Source organism: Streptomyces sp. NPDC004031 (genome assembly GCF_053604375.1).
In genome coordinates this window covers 19,026-40,792 of sequence record NZ_JBSGHL010000038.1, presented here as the reverse complement: position 1 = coordinate 40,792, position 21,767 = coordinate 19,026, and the positions used below count along the sequence as shown (strand labels likewise).

Annotated in this window: 21 protein-coding genes; 15 read left to right on the top strand and 6 right to left on the bottom strand. The window is 73.0% G+C overall.

Annotated elements, in window-relative coordinates; translation table 11 throughout:
* Window positions 1-134: 134 nt before the first annotated feature.
* Window positions 135-995 (top strand): 3-hydroxybutyryl-CoA dehydrogenase, encoded by an 861-nt coding sequence (locus ACWERV_RS23500; RefSeq protein ID WP_452936203.1) that lies wholly within the window; start codon window positions 135-137, stop codon window positions 993-995.
* A 26-nt stretch (window positions 996-1,021) separates the two neighbouring features.
* Here the strand turns inward: ACWERV_RS23500 and ACWERV_RS23495 are convergent, their stop codons facing one another.
* Complete coding sequence (locus tag ACWERV_RS23495; RefSeq protein WP_452936265.1) at window positions 1,022-1,777, bottom strand: ABC transporter ATP-binding protein; 756 nt, start codon at window positions 1,775-1,777, stop codon at window positions 1,022-1,024.
* Between the two features lie 236 nt (window positions 1,778-2,013).
* On the bottom strand, window positions 2,014-3,171 hold the full coding sequence (locus ACWERV_RS23490; protein ID WP_452936201.1) for a PP2C family protein-serine/threonine phosphatase: 1,158 nt from the start codon (window positions 3,169-3,171) through the stop codon (window positions 2,014-2,016).
* Window positions 3,172-3,515: 344 nt separating this feature from the next.
* Between ACWERV_RS23490 and ACWERV_RS23485 the strand changes: the two genes are divergently transcribed.
* From ACWERV_RS23485 to ACWERV_RS23475, 3 genes are all read left to right on the top strand, one after another.
* The gene (locus tag ACWERV_RS23485; protein ID WP_452936199.1) at window positions 3,516-4,751 is read left to right on the top strand and encodes a glycoside hydrolase family 10 protein; all 1,236 of its coding nucleotides are present in this window, start codon (window positions 3,516-3,518) and stop codon (window positions 4,749-4,751) included.
* A gap of 47 nt (window positions 4,752-4,798) precedes the next feature.
* Entirely contained in the window at window positions 4,799-5,533 is a 735-nt protein-coding gene (locus ACWERV_RS23480; protein WP_398180538.1) for a DUF7873 family protein, read from the top strand.
* A gap of 391 nt (window positions 5,534-5,924) precedes the next feature.
* The gene (locus ACWERV_RS23475) at window positions 5,925-7,085 is read left to right on the top strand and encodes a methyltransferase (protein WP_452936196.1); all 1,161 of its coding nucleotides are present in this window, start codon (window positions 5,925-5,927) and stop codon (window positions 7,083-7,085) included.
* 35 nt (window positions 7,086-7,120) lie between these two features.
* Here ACWERV_RS23475 and ACWERV_RS23470 read toward each other — a convergent pair whose 3' ends face one another.
* Window positions 7,121-7,780 (bottom strand): DUF4232 domain-containing protein, encoded by a 660-nt coding sequence (locus ACWERV_RS23470; RefSeq protein ID WP_452936194.1) that lies wholly within the window; start codon window positions 7,778-7,780, stop codon window positions 7,121-7,123.
* 281 nt (window positions 7,781-8,061) lie between these two features.
* Between ACWERV_RS23470 and argC the strand changes: the two genes are divergently transcribed.
* The 6 genes from argC to argH all read left to right on the top strand — a co-directional run bounded on the left by argC (window position 8,062) and on the right by argH (window position 14,618).
* On the top strand, window positions 8,062-9,090 hold the full coding sequence (gene argC, locus ACWERV_RS23465; RefSeq protein WP_398180528.1) for an N-acetyl-gamma-glutamyl-phosphate reductase: 1,029 nt from the start codon (window positions 8,062-8,064) through the stop codon (window positions 9,088-9,090).
* 88 nt (window positions 9,091-9,178) lie between these two features.
* Window positions 9,179-10,333 (top strand): bifunctional glutamate N-acetyltransferase/amino-acid acetyltransferase ArgJ, encoded by a 1,155-nt coding sequence (gene argJ, locus ACWERV_RS23460; RefSeq protein ID WP_452936192.1) that lies wholly within the window; start codon window positions 9,179-9,181, stop codon window positions 10,331-10,333.
* On the top strand, window positions 10,330-11,304 hold the full coding sequence (gene argB, locus ACWERV_RS23455; protein ID WP_452936190.1) for an acetylglutamate kinase: 975 nt from the start codon (window positions 10,330-10,332) through the stop codon (window positions 11,302-11,304). Before argJ ends, argB begins: the two co-directional genes overlap by 4 nt.
* On the top strand, window positions 11,301-12,530 hold the full coding sequence (locus ACWERV_RS23450; RefSeq protein WP_452936189.1) for an acetylornithine transaminase: 1,230 nt from the start codon (window positions 11,301-11,303) through the stop codon (window positions 12,528-12,530). The genes argB and ACWERV_RS23450 overlap by 4 nt, the downstream gene beginning before the upstream one ends.
* A 25-nt stretch (window positions 12,531-12,555) precedes the next feature.
* Window positions 12,556-13,089 (top strand): arginine repressor, encoded by a 534-nt coding sequence (locus ACWERV_RS23445; protein WP_031515245.1) that lies wholly within the window; start codon window positions 12,556-12,558, stop codon window positions 13,087-13,089.
* 101 nt (window positions 13,090-13,190) lie between these two features.
* Entirely contained in the window at window positions 13,191-14,618 is a 1,428-nt protein-coding gene (gene argH / locus ACWERV_RS23440; RefSeq protein WP_398180514.1) for an argininosuccinate lyase, read from the top strand.
* Between the two features lie 72 nt (window positions 14,619-14,690).
* On the opposite strand, the gene ACWERV_RS23435 is transcribed toward argH, so the two are convergent.
* The gene (locus ACWERV_RS23435) at window positions 14,691-15,359 is read right to left on the bottom strand and encodes a lysophospholipid acyltransferase family protein (protein WP_398180511.1); all 669 of its coding nucleotides are present in this window, start codon (window positions 15,357-15,359) and stop codon (window positions 14,691-14,693) included.
* 189 nt (window positions 15,360-15,548) lie between these two features.
* On the opposite strand from ACWERV_RS23435, the gene ACWERV_RS23430 reads away from it, so the two are divergent.
* The gene (locus ACWERV_RS23430) at window positions 15,549-16,718 is read left to right on the top strand and encodes a glycerophosphodiester phosphodiesterase (RefSeq protein WP_452936184.1); all 1,170 of its coding nucleotides are present in this window, start codon (window positions 15,549-15,551) and stop codon (window positions 16,716-16,718) included.
* 420 nt (window positions 16,719-17,138) lie between these two features.
* On the top strand, window positions 17,139-17,645 hold the full coding sequence (locus ACWERV_RS23425) for a GNAT family N-acetyltransferase (protein WP_398180505.1): 507 nt from the start codon (window positions 17,139-17,141) through the stop codon (window positions 17,643-17,645).
* Between the two features lie 79 nt (window positions 17,646-17,724).
* Here ACWERV_RS23425 and ACWERV_RS23420 read toward each other — a convergent pair whose 3' ends face one another.
* Both ACWERV_RS23420 and ACWERV_RS23415 read right to left on the bottom strand, forming a co-directional pair.
* Window positions 17,725-18,213, bottom strand: a complete 489-nt coding sequence (locus ACWERV_RS23420; protein WP_452936181.1) for a hypothetical protein — start codon at window positions 18,211-18,213, stop codon at window positions 17,725-17,727.
* On the bottom strand, window positions 18,206-18,574 hold the full coding sequence (locus ACWERV_RS23415; protein ID WP_398180499.1) for a hypothetical protein: 369 nt from the start codon (window positions 18,572-18,574) through the stop codon (window positions 18,206-18,208). Before ACWERV_RS23415 ends, ACWERV_RS23420 begins: the two co-directional genes overlap by 8 nt.
* 409 nt (window positions 18,575-18,983) lie before the next feature.
* Here ACWERV_RS23415 and ACWERV_RS23410 point away from each other — a divergent pair, with 409 nt between their 5' ends.
* The 3 genes from ACWERV_RS23410 to ACWERV_RS23400 all read left to right on the top strand — a co-directional run bounded on the left by ACWERV_RS23410 (window position 18,984) and on the right by ACWERV_RS23400 (window position 21,749).
* Window positions 18,984-20,060 (top strand): methionine ABC transporter ATP-binding protein, encoded by a 1,077-nt coding sequence (locus ACWERV_RS23410; protein ID WP_452936262.1) that lies wholly within the window; start codon window positions 18,984-18,986, stop codon window positions 20,058-20,060.
* A complete protein-coding gene (locus tag ACWERV_RS23405) occupies window positions 20,057-20,785 on the top strand; it encodes a methionine ABC transporter permease (protein WP_452936177.1) in 729 nt (242 codons plus the stop codon). The genes ACWERV_RS23410 and ACWERV_RS23405 overlap by 4 nt, the downstream gene beginning before the upstream one ends.
* Window positions 20,786-20,870: 85 nt before the next feature.
* Window positions 20,871-21,749: a MetQ/NlpA family ABC transporter substrate-binding protein gene (locus ACWERV_RS23400; protein ID WP_452936174.1), complete on the top strand. Its 879-nt coding sequence runs from the start codon at window positions 20,871-20,873 to the stop codon at window positions 21,747-21,749.
* Window positions 21,750-21,767: the final 18 nt, after the last annotated feature.

The following is a 21,767-nucleotide window of genomic DNA, read 5'->3' as shown; positions in this document are numbered from 1 at the left end:
CCGGCGCGCGGGCCCGGCGGCCGGGGGCCGCGGTGGGGACCGGGGCAGCACGCCGGTCCCACCCGCGGCTTCGGGCACCGGCCCGGGTAACGTCTGTGCGGTAGGCGATGGAGCTGCACGGAGGGCTGGGTCGAGTGGGAGACATCGAGCGCGTCGGAGTGGTCGGCGCGGGCCAGATGGGGTCCGGTATCGCCGAGGTGTGCGCGAAGGCCGGGCTGGACGTCCGGATCGCGGAGACCACGGGCGAGGCCCTGGAGCTCGGCCGGGCACGGCTCACCGGCTCCCTCGGCAAGGCCGCGGAACGCGGCAAGATCACCGCGGAGCAGCGGGACGAGGCGCTCGGGCGGCTCACCTTCACCACCGACCTCGGCGAGTTCGCCGACCGCGACCTGGTGATCGAGGCCGTGGTGGAGGACGAGCGGGTCAAGACCGACATCTTCAAGGTGCTGGACCAGGTGGTGCAGCGCGAGGACGCGATCCTGGCGTCCAACACCTCGTCCATCCCGCTGGTCCGGCTCGCCGTGGCGACGTCCCGCCCGGACCGCGTCCTCGGCATCCACTTCTTCAACCCCGCGCCCGTCCAGGCCCTCGTCGAACTGATCCCGGCGCTGACCACCGGCAGCGACACCCTCAAGCGCGCGGAGGACCTGGTCACCACCGTCCTCGGCAAGCACGCGATCCGCGCCCAGGACCGCTCCGGCTTCGTCGTCAACGCGCTGCTGGTCCCGTACCTGCTGTCGGCCATCCGGATGTACGAGTCGGGCATCGCGACCCGCGAGGACATCGACAACGGCATGGAGATGGGCTGCGCCCACCCGATGGGCCCGCTGCGGCTGTCCGACCTCATCGGCCTCGACACGATCGCCGCGATCGCCGACTCGATGTATTCGGAATACAAGGAGCCGCTGTACGCGGCCCCGCCGCTGCTCCAGCGCATGGTCGACGCGGGACGGCTCGGCCGGAAGTCCGGCGCGGGCTTCTACCCGTACGGCTGAGCCGCGCCCGGCGGCAGGTTCCCCGGTCAGCCGGGGGGCTTGCCGTCGCTGTGGGCCTCGTAGGCGCTGACGACGGCCTCGGTGGGGCCGTCCATGAGCAGCTCGCCCCGCTCGATCCACAGGGTGCGGGTGCAGGTGTCGCGGATGGCGGCGTTGCTGTGGCTCACCAGGAAGACGGTGCCGGCCTCCTTGCGCAGTTCGCGGATGCGCTGCTCGGAGCGCAGCTGGAACTGGCGGTCGCCGGTGGCCAGCGCCTCGTCGATCATCAGGACGTCGTGCCGCTTGGCCGCGGCGATGGAGAAGCGCAGCCGGGCGGACATGCCGGAGGAGTACGTGCGCATCGGCAGCGACACGAAGTCGTCCTTGTCGTTGATGCCCGAGAAGTCGACGATGCCCTGGTAGCGGGACCGGACCTCCTCCGGGCTCATGCCCATCGCGAGGCCGCCGAGGATGACGTTCTTCTCGCCGGTCAGGTCGTTCATGAGGGCCGCGTTGACACCGAGCAGCGAGGGCTGGCCGTCGGTGTAGACCCGGCCGCGCTCCGCCGGGAGGAGCCCCGCGATGGCCTTGAGCAGCGTGGACTTGCCCGAGCCGTTGGAGCCGATGATGCCGATGGCCTCACCGCGGTAGGCGGTGAAGGTCACACCCCGGACGGCGTGCACGGTCTGCACGGCCGGTGAGCCGCGGCGCAGCACGATACGGCGCAGCGCCGCCGTCGCGCTGCCGCGTCCGGCCTCGGCGCCGTAGATGCGGTAGACGACATGCAGGCCGTCCACGATCACCGTCGGGGGTCCGGGCGGACCCGGCGCCGGGCTCGGCGCGGGCGGGGGCTGCGACCGGGCCTGGAGCTGCGGTTCCGCCGGGGCCGCACCGCCGGTGCCGCTCGCGGGCTGTTCGGCCACGCCCGTACTCCTTCGCACGACGACACCCCCTCGCCCACGGTCCCGCGCCCGCACGGCCGCGGCAGCCCGGGACCGGCCGTGCGGGTGACACGGCGCGGACCGCCCCCGGGCGGGGGCTACGACGCCGAGAGCGCCGTACCGCGCGCCACGGCCGGACGCGGTGAGCCGTCGCGCAGCAGCACCAGGACGGCGACGTCGTCCGCACAGCGGCCCCCGGCGTGCCGCACCACCGCGTCCCGCAGCAGCTCGGCGACCTCCGTGCCGCGCACCCGGCGGGCGGCCATCGCGTTGAGCGTGTCGGGCAGCGGGAAGTACCGCCCGGCGGCGTCCCGGGTGTCCGTCACGCCGTCGGTGTGCAGCAGCAGGCCCTCACCCGGCGCCAGCCGCCCGGTACTGACCGGCACCTGCGTGCGCGGCGCGTCGAACAGCCCCAGCGGCGGCAGCGGATCGCCCATCGGCAGCGGCCCCGTGCGCGGGCCGAGGACGTACGGGGCGGGGTGGCCGCAGTTGACCACCAGCAGCGTGCCGTCGTCGTCGATCTGCACGAGCTGGAGCGTCGCGAACTCCTCGGCCGCGTCCGACACCTCACCGCGGTCCGCCTCCGTGGCGACGCGCTCCAGCAGATGGCGGCGCAGCGCGCCGTCCAGCCGCCGCACCACGCCCGCCGGATCCGGCTCCTGGTGCGCGGCCTCCCGGAAACAGCCCAGCAGGGCCGCGGCCAGCCCGATCGCGGGCAGGCCGTGCCCGCGGGCGTCACCGATCAGCGCGCGGACGCCGAAGGGCGTGGCGACGGCCTCGTAGAAGTCGCCGCCGATCCGGGCGTCGAGGCTCGCCGACACGTACTCGCCGGTGACCGTCACATCGCCGAGACGGCGTGGCAGCGCCGGGAGCAGCACCTGCTGCGCGGCCGCGGCGATCTCCCGGGCGCGGTCCAGCTCGGCGCCCAGTGCGGAGCGGCGGCCCGCCGTCCACATCCCGGCGGCCAGCACGGTCAGCACCGCGCCCGCCGTTCCCACGGCCGGGCCCGGCCCGGTGACCTGGTCGGTCGCGATGTCGGCGCCCATCGCGGCGAGGGCGAGGCCGCCGCTGCCCAGCACCGCGAGGCGGCGGGCGCCCGCCGCGGCCGTCAGCGCGGGGGCCGCGGCCAGCGCCGGGAGCACGTCGGAGCCGTCCGGCACCTGCCAGGCGAGCAGGCCGAGCGCCGCGGTCCACCCTGCGGGGAGCAGGGCCCAGTGTGCGCGGCTCAGGCCGCGCGAGGTTCGCTTCTGGCTCATCCAGCCGGCTCCCCCTTGCGGCTCTGGGACGTCGCCCTGATTCTGGCCCCTCGACGTGCCGCCACGCCCGCATCACGCGTGCCGTTCCCCCATTTGAGCGACCCTCCCCCTTCCGCCGGTTGGCGGTTCCCCCGGCGCCCGGGGTGCCTCCTGCGGTGGTCGTCGCGATCTTCCCGCCGCGGTGGGCGGTCGCGGTGCCCTCCCACAACGGTCACCTCGCCGCAAAGTCGCGGGATTTACCGCAAGGGGCAGGTGGGGGCGGGGGTTCGGGCGGGGGAGATGAGGGCAGAGATGGACGGGGCTCGGCCCCGATCATGACCCGGCGTCACGAGCAGGAGGCAGGAATGGGTTCGCTCTCACGGAGATCGCTCACCGCCGGAGCGGCAGGTGTCGCGGCGGCCGCGATCGTGCCCGGCGCGGCCGCGGCGGCGGCCTCCGCGTCCGTGCGCACCCCGCGCAGGGAGTTGCGCGGCATGTGGATCGCGACCGTCGCGAACACGGACTGGCCCTCCGCCCCGGGGCTGACGCCCGCCGCGCAGCGGCAGGAGCTGCTGGACCTGCTCGACCTCGCCGCCCAGCGCCGGCTGAACGCCGTGATGTTCCAGGTCCGCCCGACCGCCGACGCGTTCTGGCCCTCCCCGTACGAGCCCTGGTCGGAGTATCTGACGGGTACCCAGGGACGCGACCCCGGGTGGGATCCGCTGGGCACCGCCGTGCGCGAGGCACACCGCCGCGGGCTGGAGCTGCACGCGTGGTTCAACCCCTACCGGGTCGCGAACAGCGACGACCCGAGCCGGCTCGCCCCCACCCACCCCGCGCGGCTCAACCCGCAGTGGACGGTGCCGTACGGCGGCAAGCTCTACTACAACCCCGGTCTGCCGGAGGTCCGCCGCTTTGTGCAGGACGCGATGCTGGACGCGGTGCGCCGCTACCCGGTGGACGCGGTGCACTGGGACGACTACTTCTACCCGTACCCGGTCGCGGGCCAGGTCTTCGACGACGACGCCGCCTACGCCGCGTACGGCGCCGGTTTCCCCGACCGCGACGCGTGGCGCCGGCACAACACCGACCTGCTGGTCCTGGAGACGGCCGCCCGTATCAAGGCGATCCGCCCGGGTACGCAGTTCGGCATCAGCCCCTTCGGCGTGTGGCGCAACGCCGCGAACGACCCGCTCGGCTCGGCGACGACGGCAGGCGTCCAGACCTACGACGACCTGCACGCCGACACCCGTACCTGGGTGAAGCGCGGCTGGATCGACTACATCGTGCCGCAGGTCTACTGGAACATCGGCTTCACCGCCGCCGACTACGGCGTCCTCGTCCCGTGGTGGTCGGACGTCGTGCGGGGCACCCGGGTCCGGCTCTACGTCGGCGAGGCGCTCTACAAGGTCGGCGTGGCCGGGCAGCCCGACGCCTGGCAGGATCCGGCGGAGCTGTCCCGGCACCTCACCTTCGACGCGGGGTACCGCGAGGTGCGCGGCAACGTCTTCTTCTCCGCCACCCAGGTCGCCGCCGACCCGCTGGGCGCGATGAGCCGGGTGGTCGCCGACCACTACACCTGCCGGGTGCGCACGCCGTAGCCGGAAACCGGTCGAACGCGCGCACGGGTGGCTGTTACGGTCGGGGCGTGGCGAAACTGAACCAGATCATCGCGGTCGAGAAGGGCGTCAAGACCAAGGCGCAGCAGGAGTTGACGTCCGCTCAGCACGACCTGCAGAAGCCGGCGCTGCTGTCCGGCATATCCCGTACGTACCAGCCGAAGGACGAGGAGGGCGAGCAGCTGCCGCCCGAGTCGACACGGGTGCAGGTGCAGGCGGAGGGTGTGCTGCGGTCCGCGGTGGCGGCGCTGACCCGGCTGTTCGACGTCACCGCGACCAAGGACTGGGCGAACTGCGAGGCACGGGCCGACGTCACCGTGGACGGCCGGGTCGTCGTGCCCGCCGTCCCGGTGTCCTATCTGCTCTTCCTGGAGAAGCAGCTGACCGAACTGCACGGCTTCGTCCGCCGGCTGCCGGTGCTGGACGCGGCGGAGTCCTGGTCGCAGGACCCGTCCACGGACGCGTGGAAGACGGAGCCGGTGCGGACGATCCGCACCCGCAAGGTGCCGCGCAACCACGTCAAGGCCGAGGCGACCGAGAACCACCCGGCGCAGGTGGAGGTCTACTACGAGGACGTGCCGGTGGGTTACTGGACCACCGTCAAGTTCTCCGGCGCGCTGCCCGCCCGCCGGGTCAACGAACTGCTGGACCGGGTCGAGAAGCTCCAGACGGCGGTGAAGTTCGCCCGCGAGGAGGCGAACGGCGCCGAGGTCACCGATCAGCGTGTCGGCGAGGCCGTACTGGGGTACGTCTTCGCCCGCTGAGCCCCCAAGGACCCCCTCCGCCCGAGTGCGGAGGGGTGCGCGAGGAGCGCAAAGCTGAAGCTGAAGCTCGTCGTGAGCGACGCGACACGTCGCCGTCAATCTCAGACTCTCGCTCCAGACTCAGCATTCGCCGCCGCTCGCCGCACCGACCGGTCGCGGTCCGGGTCGTCAGGTGCCGGTTCGACTCCGGTCCGCCGCTCTCTCCTGCGGCGGTAGTTCAATGGCAGAACGCGACGACATGACGAGTGAACCGCGGTCCGACGGGTGCGGACGGACCCATCGGCGGCATCACAGGGGCCCGGAGGATGGACAAAACCTCCGGGCCCCGCTCCCGTCCGGGCCCCGCTCGGCGTCCGGCCGCCTCGCGCGCAGGCCCTACGCTGGGGGGACCATGCACCGATTCACCACCCCGTGGGGCGACCTCGACCTGACCCGCCACCCCGCGGACCCCCGCGACCAGCTGCGGGCCTGGGACGCCGCCGACGACCACCTGCTGTCGCACCTCGCGGCCGAGCCGCCCGGCCGCGGACCCGGCACCACCACCGTGCTGCTCGGCGACCGCTGGGGAGCCCTGGCCACCGCCCTCGCGACCGCCCCCGGCGCGGACGAGCTGGTGCAGATCTCGGACTCCTTCCTCGGCCAGCAGGCCACCCGGGCGAACCTGCGGCGGGCAGGTGCCGGGGAGCGGGTGAGCCTGCGCACCACCCGGGAGGCGCCGCCCGCGCGGATCGACCTGCTGCTGGTGCGCGTACCGAAGAGCCTGGGCCTGCTGGAGGACCAGCTGCACGCCCTCGCGCCCGCCGTGCACGCCGGCACGGTCGTGGCCGGCGCGGGCATGGTGACCGAGATCCACACCTCGACGCTCGCCCTCTTCGAGCGGATCCTCGGCCCGACCCGTACCTCGCTCGCCGTCCGCAAGGCCCGGCTCGTGCACTGCACGCCCGATCCCGCCCTGCCGCGCACCCCCAGCCCGTGGCCGCTGCGCTACGCCCTGCCGGACGGCATCGGCCCGATGTCCGGCCGTACGGTCGTCAACCACGCCGGGATCTTCTGCGCCGACCGCCTGGACGTCGGCACCCGGCTGCTGCTCGCCCACCTGCCGCACCGCGCGGGCCCGGACCGGGTCATCGACCTCGGCTGCGGCAACGGCGTGCTCGGCACCGCGGCGGCGGTCGCCAACCCGGAGTCCGAGGTGCTGTTCACCGACGAGTCCCACCAGGCCGTCGCCTCGGCCGAGGAGACCTTCCGGGCCAGCGCCGATCCGGCCACCCGCGCGGAGTTCGTCGTCGCCGACGTGGCCTCGGGTGTGCCCGCGGGAAGCGCCGACCTCGTCCTGAACAACCCGCCCTTCCACTCGCACCGGGCGACCACCGACGCCACCGCGCGCCGGATGTTCGGCACCGCCCGCGCGGCGCTGCGCCCCGGCGGTGAGCTGTGGGTCGTCGCCAACCGCCATCTCGGGCACCACACCCGGCTGCGCCGCCTGTTCGGCAACTGCGACGTGATGTCCTCCGACCCCAAGTTCGTCGTCCTGCGCGCGATCCGCCGCTGACCCCGGGACCCCGGGACCCCGGTCCCGGCCGGGGGTCAGCGGGACATGATGAAGTCGAGCGCGTAGCCCTGGGCCGACGACCAGTACGTGACGCGGGCGCCCTCGTCGAAGGCGGCCACCGCGGGGAGGCTCACCGATATCGGGCGGCCGGTGGTGGTGCCGGGCCTGTCGCCCTGGAGGCGCAGGGTGATGCCCTTCGTCTCGTAGGTGTCCGTCCGGGCGCCGTTGACGAGGAGGGCGGCGTAGACGGCGTCGCCGGGGGAGAGGACGGCGGGGCCCGCCGGGTCGCTGTCCCCGATCACCTGGACCGGCGACTTGGAGTAGGCGCCCAGCCGCACCTGGGGGTAGCCGTGCACCGCGCACGGCCGGTCGCCGGTGTTGGTCAGGGCCAGGAGCAGGTGCCGGGGCTCGTGCCCCTCGCCGTCCTCGTTCGTCGCGGAGGACGTGAGGTCGTCCTGGTCGCAGGAGGGCGCCTGCTCGTCGTCGTCGGTGGTGCTGCCGCGCGCGGGGGAGGCGGCCGTGTCCGGGCCGGACGGCCGCGCCGGCGTCGCCGTGCCCGGCCGGTGCGACGACGAGGTGGCGTCCTTGGCGTCCGCCCCGCTCGACCGGCACCCCGCGACGGCGAGCACCGCGGCCACCGCCGCACCCGCGAGGACGCGGGACATCGTGCGGTTGATGCGGGCAGGTGCGTGCATGACTCTTCCCCCGGGTGGTGCGCGGTACGCGGTGCTCTCGCCGTTCGCCGTTCGGCTGCAAGCCGAGTATGCGATATGCCTCGGACACAACTCCCTCGCCCTCGTGATCTGTTACCGACCGCGTACAGGGAACGTGCGCCTCCGCCGCAGCCGGTCACGGGACGTGCCCGCCGGGCCGGCGGCACGGTCCCCGCGGCCCTCGCGCGCGCGGGGGTCTCGCAAAGATCTTTGCATAAAAGTGCGGCTCGCCGTATAGTCATGCCATCGACGAGGAGGGTTCGATGGCATTGCGCGCGGCGGTGGCCGGAGCGAGCGGATATGCGGGTGGTGAGGTGCTGCGGCTGCTGGTCGCGCACCCGGAGGTCGAGATCGGGGCGCTGACCGGGAATTCCAACGCCGGGCAGCGACTGGGCGGCCTCCAGCCGCACCTGCTGCCGCTCGCGGACCGGGTGCTGGAGGCGACCTCCGCGGAGGTGCTCGCCGGGCACGACGTGGTCTTCCTCGCGCTGCCGCACGGGCAGTCCGCGGCCGTGGCCGAACAGCTGGGGGAGGACGTCCTCGTCGTCGACATGGGCGCCGACTTCCGGCTGGAGAACGCCGCCGACTGGGAGCGCTTCTACGGCTCGCCGCACGCCGGGACGTGGCCGTACGGTCTGCCCGAGCTGCCGGGCGCGCGGGCCGCGCTCGCCGGGAGCCGGCGGATCGCGGTGCCGGGCTGCTACCCGACCGCGGTGTCGCTCGCGCTCGTCCCCGCGTACACCGCGGCGCTCGCCGAGCCGGAGGCCGTGATCGTGGCCGCGTCCGGCACCTCGGGCGCGGGCAAGGCGGCCAAGCCGCATCTGCTGGGCTCCGAGGTCATGGGCTCGATGAGCCCGTACGGGGTCGGCGGCGGTCACCGGCACACCCCGGAGATGATCCAGAACCTCAGCGCGGCGGCCGGCACCCGGGTCGGGGTGTCCTTCACCCCGACGCTCGCGCCGATGCCCCGCGGCATCCTCGCCACCTGCACCGCCAAGGCCGCCCCCGGTGTCACGGCCGCGGACGTGCGTGCCGCGTACGAGAAGGCCTACGGCGACGAGCCGTTCGTGCGCCTGCTGCCCGAGGGCCAGTGGCCCGCGACGGCCTCCGTGTACGGCTCCAACGCCGTCCAGCTGCAAGTGGCCTTCGACGAGGCGGCGCACCGGATCATCGCGATCAGCGCCATCGACAACCTGACCAAGGGCACCGCGGGCGGCGCGGTGCAGAGCATGAACATCGCCCTCGGACTGCCCGAGACGACCGGGCTGACCACGGTGGGAGTTGCTCCGTGAGCGACGCACGCGAGGCCTCCGGCCCGCAGACAGCGACGAGACCCGCGGATTTGTGCCGAGCGGGCGGAGAAGCGAACAGGGGAAAAGAATGAGCGTCACCGCTGCGAAGGGATTCCGGGCGGCGGGCATCGCCGCCGGGATCAAGGAGAACGGCAACCCCGACCTCGCCCTGGTGGTGAACGACGGTCCGGGCCGCGCCGCGGCGGGTGTCTTCACCTCCAACCGGGTGAAGGCCGCGCCCGTGCTGTGGTCGGAGCAGGTGCTCAGGGGCGGCGCGGTCACCGCGGTCGTGCTCAACTCCGGCGGCGCCAACGCCTGCACGGGCCCCAAGGGCTTCCAGGACACGCACGCCACCGCCGAGAAGGCGGCCGAGGTGCTGGGGCACAGCGCGGGCGAGGTCGCGGTGGCCTCCACCGGGCTCATCGGCCTGCTGCTCCCGATGGACAAGCTGCTGCCCGGCGTGGAGCGGGCGGCCGCCGAGCTGTCGGAGCACGGCGGCGAGAAGGCGGCCATCGCCATCAAGACCACCGACACCGTGCACAAGACCGCGGTGGTGTCCAGCCCCGCCGGGTGGACGGTCGGCGGCATGGCCAAGGGCGCGGGCATGCTCGCCCCGGGCCTTGCCACCATGCTGGTGGTGCTCACGACCGACGCCGTCGTGGACGCCCCCGCGCTGGACAAGGCGCTGCGCGAGGCCACCCGGGTCACCTTCGACCGGGCCGACTCCGACGGCTGCATGTCCACCAACGACACCGTGCTGCTGCTGTCGTCCGCCGCCTCCGGCGTCACCCCGGACCTGCCGGAGTTCGCCGAGGCGGTACGGGCGGTGTGCGCGGATCTGGCCCGGCAGCTGATCGGCGACGCCGAGGGCGCGAGCAAGGACATCCGGATCGACGTGGTGAACGCGGCGACCGAGGACGAGGCGGTCGACGTCGGCCGCCAGATCGCCCGCAGCAACCTGCTCAAGTGCGCCATCCACGGCGAGGACCCCAACTGGGGCCGGGTGCTGTCCGCGATCGGCACCACGTCGGCGACCTTCGACCCCGACGAGCTGAACGTCGCCATCAACGGTGTGTGGGTGTGCCGCAAGGGCCAGGTCGGCGACGACCGCGAGCTGGTCGACATGCGTTTCCGGGAGGTCGTCATCACCGCCGACCTCGCCGCGGGCGACGCCTCCGCCGCGATCTGGACCAACGACCTGACCGCCGACTACGTCCACGAGAACAGCGCGTACAGCTCATGACGACGACACCCAGCACCCGCAAGCACGCGGCCCTGCCCAAGGCCCAGGTCCTGATCGAGGCACTGCCCTGGCTGACCCGGCACAACGGCCGGGTCGTGGTCATCAAGTTCGGCGGCAACGCCATGGTCGACGAGGAGCTGAAGGCCGCCTTCGCGCAGGACGTGGTCTTCCTGCGGCAGGCCGGTCTGAAGCCCGTCGTCGTGCACGGCGGCGGCCCGCAGATCAGCGCCGCGCTCGACCGGCACGGCCTGGTGAGCGAATTCCGCGCGGGGCTGCGGGTCACCACGCCCGAGGCCATGGACGTGGTCCGGATGGTGCTGGCCGGGCAGGTGCAGCGCGAGCTGGTCGGGCTGCTCAACCAGCACGGCCCGCTCGCGGTCGGCCTGACCGGCGAGGACGCCCACACCATCACCGCGGTCCGGCACCAGCCGGTGATCGACGGCGCCGCGGTCGACATCGGCCGGGTCGGCGAGATCACCGCGATCGACACCGGCGCGATCGACGCGCTGCTGGCCGACGGCCGGATCCCGGTCGTCTCCTCGATCGCCCGCTCCGCCGACGACGGCCACGTCTACAACGTCAACGCCGACACCGCGGCCGCCGCGCTCGCGGCCGCGCTGGGCGCCGAGACGCTCATGGTCCTCACCGACGTCGAGGGCCTGTACGAGGACTGGCCCAACAGCGACGAGGTGATCAGCCGGCTCACCGCGAGCGAGCTGGAGAAGCTGCTGCCGGACCTGTCCAGCGGCATGGTCCCGAAGATGCAGGGCTGCCTGCACGCCGTGCGGGGCGGCGTGCACACCGCCCGCGTCATCGACGGCCGGGTCCAGCACTCGATCCTGCTGGAGATCTTCACCGACGAGGGCATCGGCACGATGGTCGTCCCCGACGAGCCCCCGGCGCCCGCCCTGCGCGCCACCGAGTACGTACCCGAGCAGACGCCCGCAAGCACAGAAGGGGGAGCACGGTGACCGCCACCGAGACAGCCGCGACCACGGAGACGACCGGCAACGAGGCGCTCACCGCCCGCTGGCAGGGCGCGCTCATGGACAACTACGGCACCCCCCGGCTGCCGCTCGTCGGCGGACAGGGCGCCCGGCTGTGGGACGCCGACGGCAAGGTCTACCTGGACTTCCTCGGCGGCATCGCCGTCAACTCGCTCGGCACCGCGCACCCCGCGGTCGTCGAGGCGGTCACCCGGCAGATCGGCGCGCTCGGCCACGTCTCCAACCTGTTCGTCGCCGAGCCCCCGGTCGCCCTCGCCGAGCGGCTGCTGCGGATCTTCGGCCGGCCCGGCCGGGTGTACTTCGGCAACTCCGGCGCCGAGGCCAACGAGGCGGCCTTCAAGCTGGGCCGGCTCACCGGGCGGAAGAAGATGGTCGCCACCGAGGGCGCCTTCCACGGCCGCACCATCGGCTCGCTCGCGCTGACCGGCCAGCCGAAGAAGCGGGAGGCGTTCGAGCCGCTGCCCGGCGACGTCGTGCACGTCCCCTTCGGTGACGCCGACGCGCTGCGCGCCGTGGTCGACACCGACACCGCGCTGGTGATCGTCGAGCCGATCCAGGGCGAGAACGGCGTCGTGGTGCCGCCCGCCGGATATCTGCGGGAGGTGCGGGAGATCACCGCGGCGACCGGCACGCTGCTCGTGCTGGACGAGGTGCAGACCGGTGTCGGCCGGACCGGCCACTGGGCCCAGTGCCTGGCCCAGGGTGTGCAGCCGGACGTGGTGACGCTCGCCAAGGGCCTGGGCGGCGGGCTGCCGATCGGCGCCGCGCTCGCCTTCGGCCCGGCCGCCGACCTCTTCACGCCGGGCGCGCACGGCTCCACCTTCGGCGGCAACCCGGTCTCCTGCGCGGCCGCGCTCGCGGTGCTGGACACCATCGAGGCCGACGGGCTGCTGGACAGCGTGGAGCGGCAGGGCGAGAAGCTGCGCGACGGCATCGCGGCGCTCGGCCATCCGCTGGTCGATCATGTGCGCGGTGCGGGCCTGCTGATCGGTATCGTGCTCACCGAGCCCGTGTCCGCCCAGGTCCAGCAGGCGGCGCAGGACGCCGGATTCCTGGTCAACGCCGCCGTGCCCGGCACGGTGCGGCTCGCGCCGCCGCTGATCGTCGGCGACGCCGAGACGGACGCGCTGCTCCAGGCGCTGCCGGGCATCCTGGACCGGGCGCACGCGGCGACCCGGCAGGGCAAGTAGCGGACGGACGGAGAATGACCCGACGATGAGCGAGGCGCAGCAGCACGGCGGCAGCCACTCGGTGCCGCAGACCCGCACGGCGCGGCACCGCAGGATCGTGGACATCCTGGGGCGGCAGCCGGTGCGGTCCCAGAGCCAGCTCGCCAAGCTGCTCGCCGACGACGGGCTGAGCGTCACCCAGGCGACGCTCAGCCGCGATCTGGACGAGCTGGGCGCGGTCAAGATCCGCACCAACGACGGGGAGCTGATCTACGCCGTCCCGTCCGAGGGCGGTTTCCGCACCCCGCAGGCGCCGCTCGGCGAGTCCGTCAAGGAGGAGCGGATGCGCCGGCTGGCCGGTGAGCTGCTCATCTCCGCGGAGGCGTCGGCCAACCTGGTGGTGGTGCGGACCCCGCCGGGCGCCGCGCAGTTCCTCGCGTCGGCCATCGACACCGCCGAGGTCTACGACATCCTCGGCACCATCGCGGGCGACGACACCGTCGTCCTCATCAGCCGGGACCCCGCCGGGGGCCAGAAGCTCGCCGACCACCTGCTGCGGCTGGCCCAGGGCGAGGTCTGAACCCGCCGTACGGGGCCCGGTCCCGCAGCTTTGACTATTCATACGGTGGAGTGCATACTTATGCCAATGAGCGTATGCACCGTCGAGAGGGAGCTGGCACTGTGAGCGCCGAACAGCAGGGCGGCAAGCTGTGGGGAGGGCGGTTCGCCGACGGGCCGTCCGCCGCGCTGGAGAGGCTGTCGGCCTCGATCCACTTCGACATGCGGCTCGCGCCGTACGACATCGCGGGCTCCCGCGCGCACGCCCGGGTCCTCTACCGCGCCGAGCTGCTCAGCGCCGAGGAGCTGGACCGCATGATCGCCGGGCTCGACCGGCTGGAGAGCGACGTCGCCGCGGGCGACTTCACCGCCACCGTCGCCGACGAGGACGTGCACACCGCGCTGGAACGCGGCCTGATGGAGCGCGTCGGCCCCGAACTGGGCGGCAAGCTGCGCGCCGGGCGGTCCCGCAACGACCAGATCGCCACCCTCTTCCGGATGTACCTGCGCGACCACGCCCGGACGATCGGCGGCCTGCTCGCCGAACTCCAGGACGCGCTGGTCGGCCTGGCCGAGGCGCACCCCGACGCCGTCATGCCCGGCCGCACCCACCTCCAGCACGCCCAGCCGGTGCTCTTCGCCCACCATGTGCTCGCGCACGCCCAGGCGCTGTCCCGGGACGCCGAGCGGCTGCGGCAGTGGGACACCCGCACCGCCGTCTCGCCGTACGGCGCGGGCGCGCTCGCCGGGTCCTCGCTGGGCCTGGACCCCGAGGCGGTCGCCCGCGACCTGGGCTTCGAGGGCGGCTCGGCCGGCAACTCCATCGACGGTACCGCGGCGCGCGACTTCGCCGCGGAGTTCGCCTTCGTCACCGCCATGATCGGCGTGGACCTCTCCCGGATCGCCGAGGAGGTGATCTTGTGGAACACCAAGGAGTTCTCCTTCGTGACGCTGCACGACGCCTTCTCCACCGGCTCGTCGATCATGCCGCAGAAGAAGAACCCCGACATCGCCGAGCTGGCCCGCGGCAAGTCCGGCCGCCTGATCGGCAACCTGACCGGTCTGATGGCCACCCTCAAGGCGCTGCCGCTGGCCTACAACCGGGATCTCCAGGAGGACAAGGAGCCGGTCTTCGACTCCGTCGACCAGCTGGAGGTGCTGCTCCCGGCCTTCACCGGGATGATGGCCACGCTGACCGTGCACACCGACCGGATGGCCGAACTGGCCCCCGCCGGCTTCTCGCTCGCCACCGACATCGCCGAGTGGCTGGTCCGGCAGGGCGTGCCCTTCCGGGTCGCGCACGAGGTCGCGGGCGAGTGCGTCAAGGTGTGCGAGGCCGAGGGCATCGAGCTGCACGAGCTGACCGACGAGCAGTTCGCGAAGATCTCCCCGCACCTGGCGCCCGAGGTCCGCGAGGTGCTCGACGTACGCGGCGCCCTCGCCGCCCGCAGCGCCCGCGGCGGCACCGCCCCCGCCGCCGTCGCGGTGCAGCTCGCCGAGGTCAAGGCCGACCTGGCCGCCCAGCACACCTGGGCGCAGGCCAAGCAGTAGCCGGAACACGACGAAGCCGGGCGGCCCCCCGAGGGGGCCGCCCGGCTTCGTCGTGCCGCCGTGCCGTCCGGCTCAGGCGGCCTTCGCCTTGGTGGCGTACATGTCCACGTACTCCTGGCCGCCGAGGCGCATGACCTCGCTCATCACCTCGTCGGTGACGGCCCGCAGCACATAGCGGTCGCGGTCCATACCGTCGTAGCGGGCGAATTCCAGCGGGCGGCCGAAGCGGATGCCGACCGGGGCGATGCGCAGCATGCCGGAGCCGCCGGGCTGCACCTTGTCGGTGCCGACCACCGCGAACGGCACGACCGGCGCGCCGGTCATGAGGGTCAGCCGGGCGACGCCGGTGCGGCCGCGGTAGAGGCGGCCGTCGGGGGAGCGGGTGCCCTCGGGGTAGATGCCGAAGATCCGGCCCTCCTCCAGCACCCGGCGGCCGGTCATCAGCGCCGCGACACCGCCGCGCCCGCCGTCCCGGTCCACCGGGATCATGCCGCAGGTGGTGAAGAACCACGCCATCAGCCGGCCCTTGACGCCCTTGCCGGTGACGTACTCGTCCTTGCCGATGAAGTACACCTGCCGCTTGACCGCCAGCGACAGGAAGATCGAGTCGATGAAGGTCACATGGTTGCCCGCCAGGATCACCGGCCCGTCGCCCGGGATGTGCTGCGCGCCCTCGACGACCGGGCGGTAGAGGACCCGCAAGAGCAGTCCGAGAATCATCTTGAGCACACTGCGGGACACCGTGTTCCTCCGCTTCGCACCGTCGGCCGGCCGGTCCCTACCGGTCCGTATGTACACCAGGACGATACTTGCGCCCCCGGGCCCGCCGCACGTCGGGTTCACGCGAAAGGCATCCACTGTTGACGCGTGTTACGGATGTGTTCCGCACGCCGTCGGCCGTACGCAAGCTGTTCGCGGCACGATGCGCGCATGACGGATGACCAGCACACAACGGGCCCCGGCAGGCGCGCCCTGCTGTCCGCGGCGGCGCTCGGCGCCGGCGGCGCGGTGATCGGCACGGCGACCTCGGCCGCGGCGCAGTCCGGGCCCGCGCAGAACGGCGGTCCGGGGCACGGCGCCCCGCGGCTGCCGGTGCCGACCATCGTGGGCCACCGCGGCAGCGCGGGCTACCGGCCCGAGCACACCTTCGGATCGTACGAGTACGCGCTCGCGATCGGCGCGGACGTCGTCGAGCAGGACGTCGTCCCCACCCGCGACGGGCACCTGGTGTGCCGCCACGAGCCCGAGATCGGCGGCACCACCGACGTCGCCGACCACAAGGAGTTCGCGAGCCGCAGGACCACCAAGACCATCGACGGGACCGCCACCATCGGCTGGTTCACCGAGGACTTCACGCTCGCCGAGCTCAAGCGGCTGCGCGCGGTCGAGCGGCTCCCCGCGGTGCGCCCGCACAACACCATCTACAACGGCCGCTGGGACATCCCCACCTTCGCCGAGGTCCTGGAGTGGGCCGAGCGGGAGGGCCGCAAGCGCGGCAAGCCGGTGTGGCTGCACACCGAGACCAAGCACCCCACCTACTTCCGCGGCATCGGCCTGCCGCTGGAGGAGCGGCTGGTCGCGCAGCTCAAGCAGTACGGCAGGCACCGCGCGGGCGCCCCGCAGTTCCTCCAGTCCTTCGAGGCGCAGAGCCTCCAGCGGCTGGGCCGGCTCGGCGCCGAGGCGGCGAAGATCTTCCTGCTCAACGGGCTGACCTCGCAGCCCTGGGACTTCGTCGTCGCCGGTGACAAGCGGACCGTGGCCGACCTCGTCACCCCCGCGGGCCTGCGGTGGATCGCGGGCTTCGCCCAGGGCATCGGCCCGACCACCGACGTCGTCATCCCGCGCGACGCCGCGGGCAGGCTGCTCCAGCCCACCACGGTGGTGCGTGACGCGCACCGCGCCGGTCTGGTGCTGCACCCCTTCACCGCGCGCAACGAGAACCAGTTCCTGCCCGCGGACTTCCAGGTCGGCACCGACCCCAACGCGTACGGCGACCCGATCGCGGCCTTCAGGACCTGGTTCGCGACCGGCATCGACGGCCTGTTCACGGACAACGCCGACACCGCGGTGCTCGCCCGCGCGGACTACCTGTCCTCCTGACCGGGCCCGCGGGCCACTCCCTGAGGTGAAGCCGGCCGTGCCCTGCGCCTTACCACGGGCGCCGGGCACGGCCGGACCGATGTACCGGGAGATCCCCGGGAGTTGGGAATCTCACAGGGGGGTGGGGGGCCGCCGCGCCCGCGCTGCCGGGGATGTCCGCGATCGATCCTGAATTCGAGGGTTGGATCCCCGGTGAGAAGGGGTAATGCACGGTAAACAGCCGGCGGCAGTGGGCACCCTTTGCACGCCCGGAGGAGCCTGGAGCGGGCAGTGCAAGTCACTGACCGGCAGGGATGTTTGTGCGATCATCGGCGCCACGGAGACGGTGCCGACCGCACCGACTCCGTTCAGGCACACGTCCCGGGCGCACACCTCACCCTCAGACTGCCCGGACGGATTTCGAAGGGGAGGCCTGCGCGCATGGGCATGAGCGTGACCATCTCTACGGCGGAAGCAAGCGACGCCGAAAAGATCCTGAAACTCCAGTACCTCTGCTACCAGAGCGAAGCCGAGATCTACGGCGACTACACCATCGAACCTCTCACCCAGACCCTGGACGAGCTGCGGGCCGAACTGGCCGAAGGCTGCGTCCTGGTGGCCCGTCTCGGCCAGGAGGTCGTCGGCTCCGTGCGGGGAACCGTCGACGGGGACGGGACGGCCCTGATCGGCAAGCTGATCGTGCACCCGCGACTCCAGCGGCACGGCCTCGGCGGGCGGCTGCTGTCCGCCCTGGAGGACCGTCTCGCGGCCGAACGGGAGGCCAAGGTCTACCAGCTCTCCACCGGCCACCGCAGCGAGGTCAACCTGCGGATGTACCGCAAGCTCGGGTACTCCCAGGTGGGCGCCGCCCGCCCGGTCACCCGGCGGCTGAGCATGGTGACCCTCGAAAAGCCCGCGGAGCAGGCGCCCTTCGCCGCCTCCGCCTGACCCGCCCGTCCCGGGCGCGGCGCCGACGACGCCGCCACGCCCGGGACGTGGAGCACGAACGGCCCGCGTGCGGCGGGTCTCAGGCCGCGGACGCCGCGCGCGCCTCGCGCGCCGAGCGGCGCAGCCACAGCAGGCCCATGACCGGCAGCAGCAGCGGCAGGAAGACATAGCCGACGCCGAAGTCCGACCACACGGTCTGGTCGGGGAAGGCCGAGGAGTCCGCCACGGTCAGGACGCCCACCGCGATGACGCCGAGCAGTTCGGCCGAGCAGGACACCAGCGCGACCCTGCGGGCCTGCTCGCCGCCCCGCCACAGCGCGACGGTGATGACCGCGTAGACGATGCCCGCCGCGAGCGAGAGCACGTAGGCCAGCGGCGCCTCGTGGAACTTCGTCGAGATCTGCGTGATCGAGCGGGAGAGCGCGGCCACCGTGAAGACCCCGTAGAACCACAGCAGCAGCCGCCCGGGTCCCTGCCCGAGCCGCCCGCCCGCGGGCTGCGCGCCCTCCGCCGCCGTTTCCGCCGCGGCCTGCGTGCCGTCGTCCGCGGTGGTGGTGTCCTCAGCCATGACCGGCTCCCCAGATGTCGTACAGCCGCAGCTCCAGCACGGCCAGGATCACTCCGCCGGCCGCGACGACCGCGGTGCCCCAGCGGCTGCGCTCGGTCAGCGACATGAATGCCGCGGCCGGGATGGTGCAGACCGTGCCGATCAGATAGCCGACGAAGACCGGCACCCCCTGCTCGGGGCGGTCGCCGTGGCCGAGCTGCACCAGCGAGACCACCAGCTGCACGAGCGTGGCGAGCGTCACCACGGCCATGCCGACGAAATGCCGGTCGTTGGTCGGCTCGTCGCGGTACGCGGACCAGGCGCACCACGCCGCGAGCAGCAGCGCCATGACCGAGACCGTGAGGGTGACCGCGTCGAGCATGCGCCGACTGTATTACGGCCGTGCGGCCGCCCGTTCTCCCACCCCCGTCCCGCCGCCCCGGGGCCGGGAGCCGCCCGTTCCACCGGGTGTCCGGATAGTGGACAGGGTGCCCGGATTTCGGAACCGGGCGGGATGTCTGGTTTACTGGGGTCCATGACCACGACGAACCGCCGCAGCCGCGCGACCGAGGCGACCACGCCCGGTGTTCGTCGTATGTGTCGAATGTGTCGAATGTGTGCCTGACCTGAGGCCCTGAGCGGTCGCGCCCCCGGCGCCCGCCGCCCGCGTCACACCCCCTCCCGGTGCAGCGCCGCGCCGCGCCCGGGACGCCGTGGCTGCGCCACGCCCCCGAAGCACACCCCCTGTGCGGTGGTACGTCCGCCGTGCGCCCGACCAGATGGACACCCCTGTGATCACCACCACCGACCTGCGCAAGGTCTACCGCTCGCGCGACCGCGAGATCACCGCACTCGACGGCGTCGACCTGGCGGTGCGCGAAGGCGAGGTCTACGGCGTCGTCGGCCGCAGCGGCGCGGGCAAGAGCACCCTGATCCGCTGCGTCAACCTGCTGGAGCGCCCCACCTCGGGCACCGTCGAGGTCGCCGGGCGCGACCTCACCGCGCTGGCCGGCCGCTCCGACCGGGCCCCGGCCGCACTGCGTGCCGCGCGGGCCGGCATCGGCATGGTCTTCCAGCACTTCAACCTGCTCTCCTCACGCACCGTCCAGGACAACGTCGAGCTGCCGCTGGAGATCCAGGGCGTCACCCGCCGCGAGCGCGCCGCCCGCGCCCGCGAGCTGCTCGACCTCGTCGGCCTCGGCGACAAGGCCCGCGCCTACCCCGCGCAGCTGTCCGGCGGCCAGAAGCAGCGCGTCGGCATCGCCCGCGCGCTGGCCGGCCGCCCCAAGGTGCTGCTCTCCGACGAGGCCACCTCGGCGCTCGACCCGGAGACCACCCGCTCCGTGCTGGAACTGCTGCGCGACCTCAACCGGCAGCTCGGCCTGACCGTGCTGCTCATCACGCACGAGATGGACGTCGTCAAGGCCGTGTGCGACTCGGCGGCCCTCATGAAAGGCGGACGAGTGGTGGAATCCGGCACCGTCGCGGAACTGCTGGCCACGCCCGGCTCCGAACTGGCCGGCGAGCTCTTCCCGGTCGGCGGCACGGCCTCCGGCCCGGACCGCACCGTGGTCGACCTCACCTTCCACGGCGACAGCGCGACCCGCCCGGTGATCTCCCAGCTGGCGCGCACCTACAACGTCGACGTGTCGATCCTCGGCGCCGCCATGGAGACCTACGACGGGCGGCAGATCGGCCGGATGCGCATCGAGCTGCCCGGCCGTTTCGAGGACAACGTCGTGCCCATCGGCTTCCTGCGCGAGCAGGGCCTCCAGGTCGACGTCGCCCCGTCCGCCCCGTCCGCCCCGTCCGAGCAGGGCGCGTCCCCGACAGAGGCCCCGGCAGCGGCCCCGGCGGTGGCCAAGTGACCTGGTCGCAGATGCACCCGCTGATCACCCAGGCGCTGGGGGACACCCTGCGGATGGTCGGCTGGTCCGCCGCCGTCACGATCGCCGCCGGGCTGCCCATCGGCGTACTGCTGGTCCTCACCGACCGCGGCGGACTGCTGCACGGAGCGGTCGGCGGCGTTGTCAACAAGGTGCTCGGCGCGGTCGTGAACCTCGGCCGCTCGCTGCCGTTCGTCATCCTGATGATCGCGCTGATGTCCTTCACCCGCACGATCGTCGGCACCACGATCGGCTGGCAGGCCGCGGTCGTCCCGCTGTCCGTCGGCGCCGTCCCGTTCTTCGCCCGGCTCGTGGAGACCTCGCTGCGTGAGGTCGACCGCGGGCTCGTGGAGGCCGTCCAGTCGATGGGCGGCAGCACCTGGACGGTGGTGCGCAAGGTGCTGCTGCCCGAGGCGCTGCCCTCGCTCGTCGCGGGCGCCACGACCACCGTGATCGCCCTCGTCGGCTACTCGGCCATGGCCGGTGTGGTCGGCGGCGGCGGACTCGGCGACCTCGCGCTGCGCTACGGCTACCAGCGCTTCGAGACCGGCTTCATGTGGGTCATCGTCGCCGTCCTCGTCGTCCTCGTGACCCTCGTGCAGCTGGCCGGCGACCTCGCCGCCCGCGCCGTCGCCCGCCGCGGACGCTCCTCGGCCGCGCCCCGGCTGCGGCTGCTGAAAGCCCGCCCGGCGCCCACCGCCCCCTGACGTCCGTCCGCCCCGCACCACCCGCGCGGGGCGGACGGAGACCTGAAAAACAGGCACCACGAAACACAAGAAAGAGGCACTTTTCGTGCGTAGGACACTCAAGATCACCGCTGCCGCCGCTGCCGTGGGCGCTCTCGCGCTCGGCCTGTCCGCGTGCGGCTCCGACTCCGGCTCGAAGTCCGGCAGCTCCAGCTCCGCCGACGGCAAGGCCGCCAAGGACGCCTCCGCGCCGCTCGTCGTCGCCGCCAGCCCCACCCCGCACGCCCAGATCCTGGACTTCGTGCGCGACCACCTCGCCAAGAGCGCCGGACTCGACCTCCAGGTCAAGGAGTTCTCCGACTACGTCCTGCCCAACACCGCCACCGAGCAGGGCCAGGTCGACGCGAACTTCTTCCAGCACAAGCCCTACCTCGACGACTTCAACAAGAAGAACGGCACCCACCTGGTCGCCGTCGCCGACGTCGAGCTGGAGCCGCTGGGCCTGTACTCGCACAAGATCGGCTCGCTGTCCGAGCTCAAGGACGGCGCCACCGTCGAGGTGCCCAACGACACCACCAACGAGGCCCGCGCCCTCGGCCTGCTCGCCGCCAACGGCCTCATCACGCTGCGCGACGGCACCGGGCAGACCGCCACCCCCGCCGACGTCACCGGCAATCCCAAGCACCTGCACTTCAAGGAGCTGGAGGCCGCGCAGCTGCCGCGCTCGCTCGGCGACGTCGACGCGGGCGTCATCAACGGCAACTACGCCATCGAGGGCGGCCTGAACCCCGTCAAGGACGCCCTGGTCACCGAGAAGGCGACCGGCAACCCGTACGCCAACATCCTGGTCGTCAAGAAGGGCCAGGAGAACGACCCGCGGGTGGTCAAGCTCGTCAAGCTGCTCAACTCCCCGCAGGTCGAGCAGTACATCAAGGACACCTTCAAGGGCGCGGTCGTCCCCGCGTTCGGCACCCCGGCCGCCTGAGCCGGGCCGTCCCGAAGG

Coding starts and splice junctions, on each gene's coding strand:
- ACWERV_RS23490 (WP_452936201.1), bottom strand. CDS start 3,171: ATGAGCCAGAAGCGAACCTCGCGCGGCCTGAGCCGCGCACACTGGGCC.
- ACWERV_RS23485 (WP_452936199.1), top strand. CDS start 3,516: ATGGGTTCGCTCTCACGGAGATCGCTCACCGCCGGAGCGGCAGGTGTC.
- ACWERV_RS23475 (WP_452936196.1), top strand. CDS start 5,925: ATGCACCGATTCACCACCCCGTGGGGCGACCTCGACCTGACCCGCCAC.
- ACWERV_RS23470 (WP_452936194.1), bottom strand. CDS start 7,780: ATGCACGCACCTGCCCGCATCAACCGCACGATGTCCCGCGTCCTCGCG.
- argC (WP_398180528.1), top strand. CDS start 8,062: ATGGCATTGCGCGCGGCGGTGGCCGGAGCGAGCGGATATGCGGGTGGT.
- argJ (WP_452936192.1), top strand. CDS start 9,179: ATGAGCGTCACCGCTGCGAAGGGATTCCGGGCGGCGGGCATCGCCGCC.
- argB (WP_452936190.1), top strand. CDS start 10,330: ATGACGACGACACCCAGCACCCGCAAGCACGCGGCCCTGCCCAAGGCC.
- ACWERV_RS23445 (WP_031515245.1), top strand. CDS start 12,556: ATGAGCGAGGCGCAGCAGCACGGCGGCAGCCACTCGGTGCCGCAGACC.
- ACWERV_RS23430 (WP_452936184.1), top strand. CDS start 15,549: ATGACGGATGACCAGCACACAACGGGCCCCGGCAGGCGCGCCCTGCTG.
- ACWERV_RS23425 (WP_398180505.1), top strand. CDS start 17,139: ATGGGCATGAGCGTGACCATCTCTACGGCGGAAGCAAGCGACGCCGAA.
- ACWERV_RS23420 (WP_452936181.1), bottom strand. CDS start 18,213: ATGGCTGAGGACACCACCACCGCGGACGACGGCACGCAGGCCGCGGCG.
- ACWERV_RS23415 (WP_398180499.1), bottom strand. CDS start 18,574: ATGCTCGACGCGGTCACCCTCACGGTCTCGGTCATGGCGCTGCTGCTC.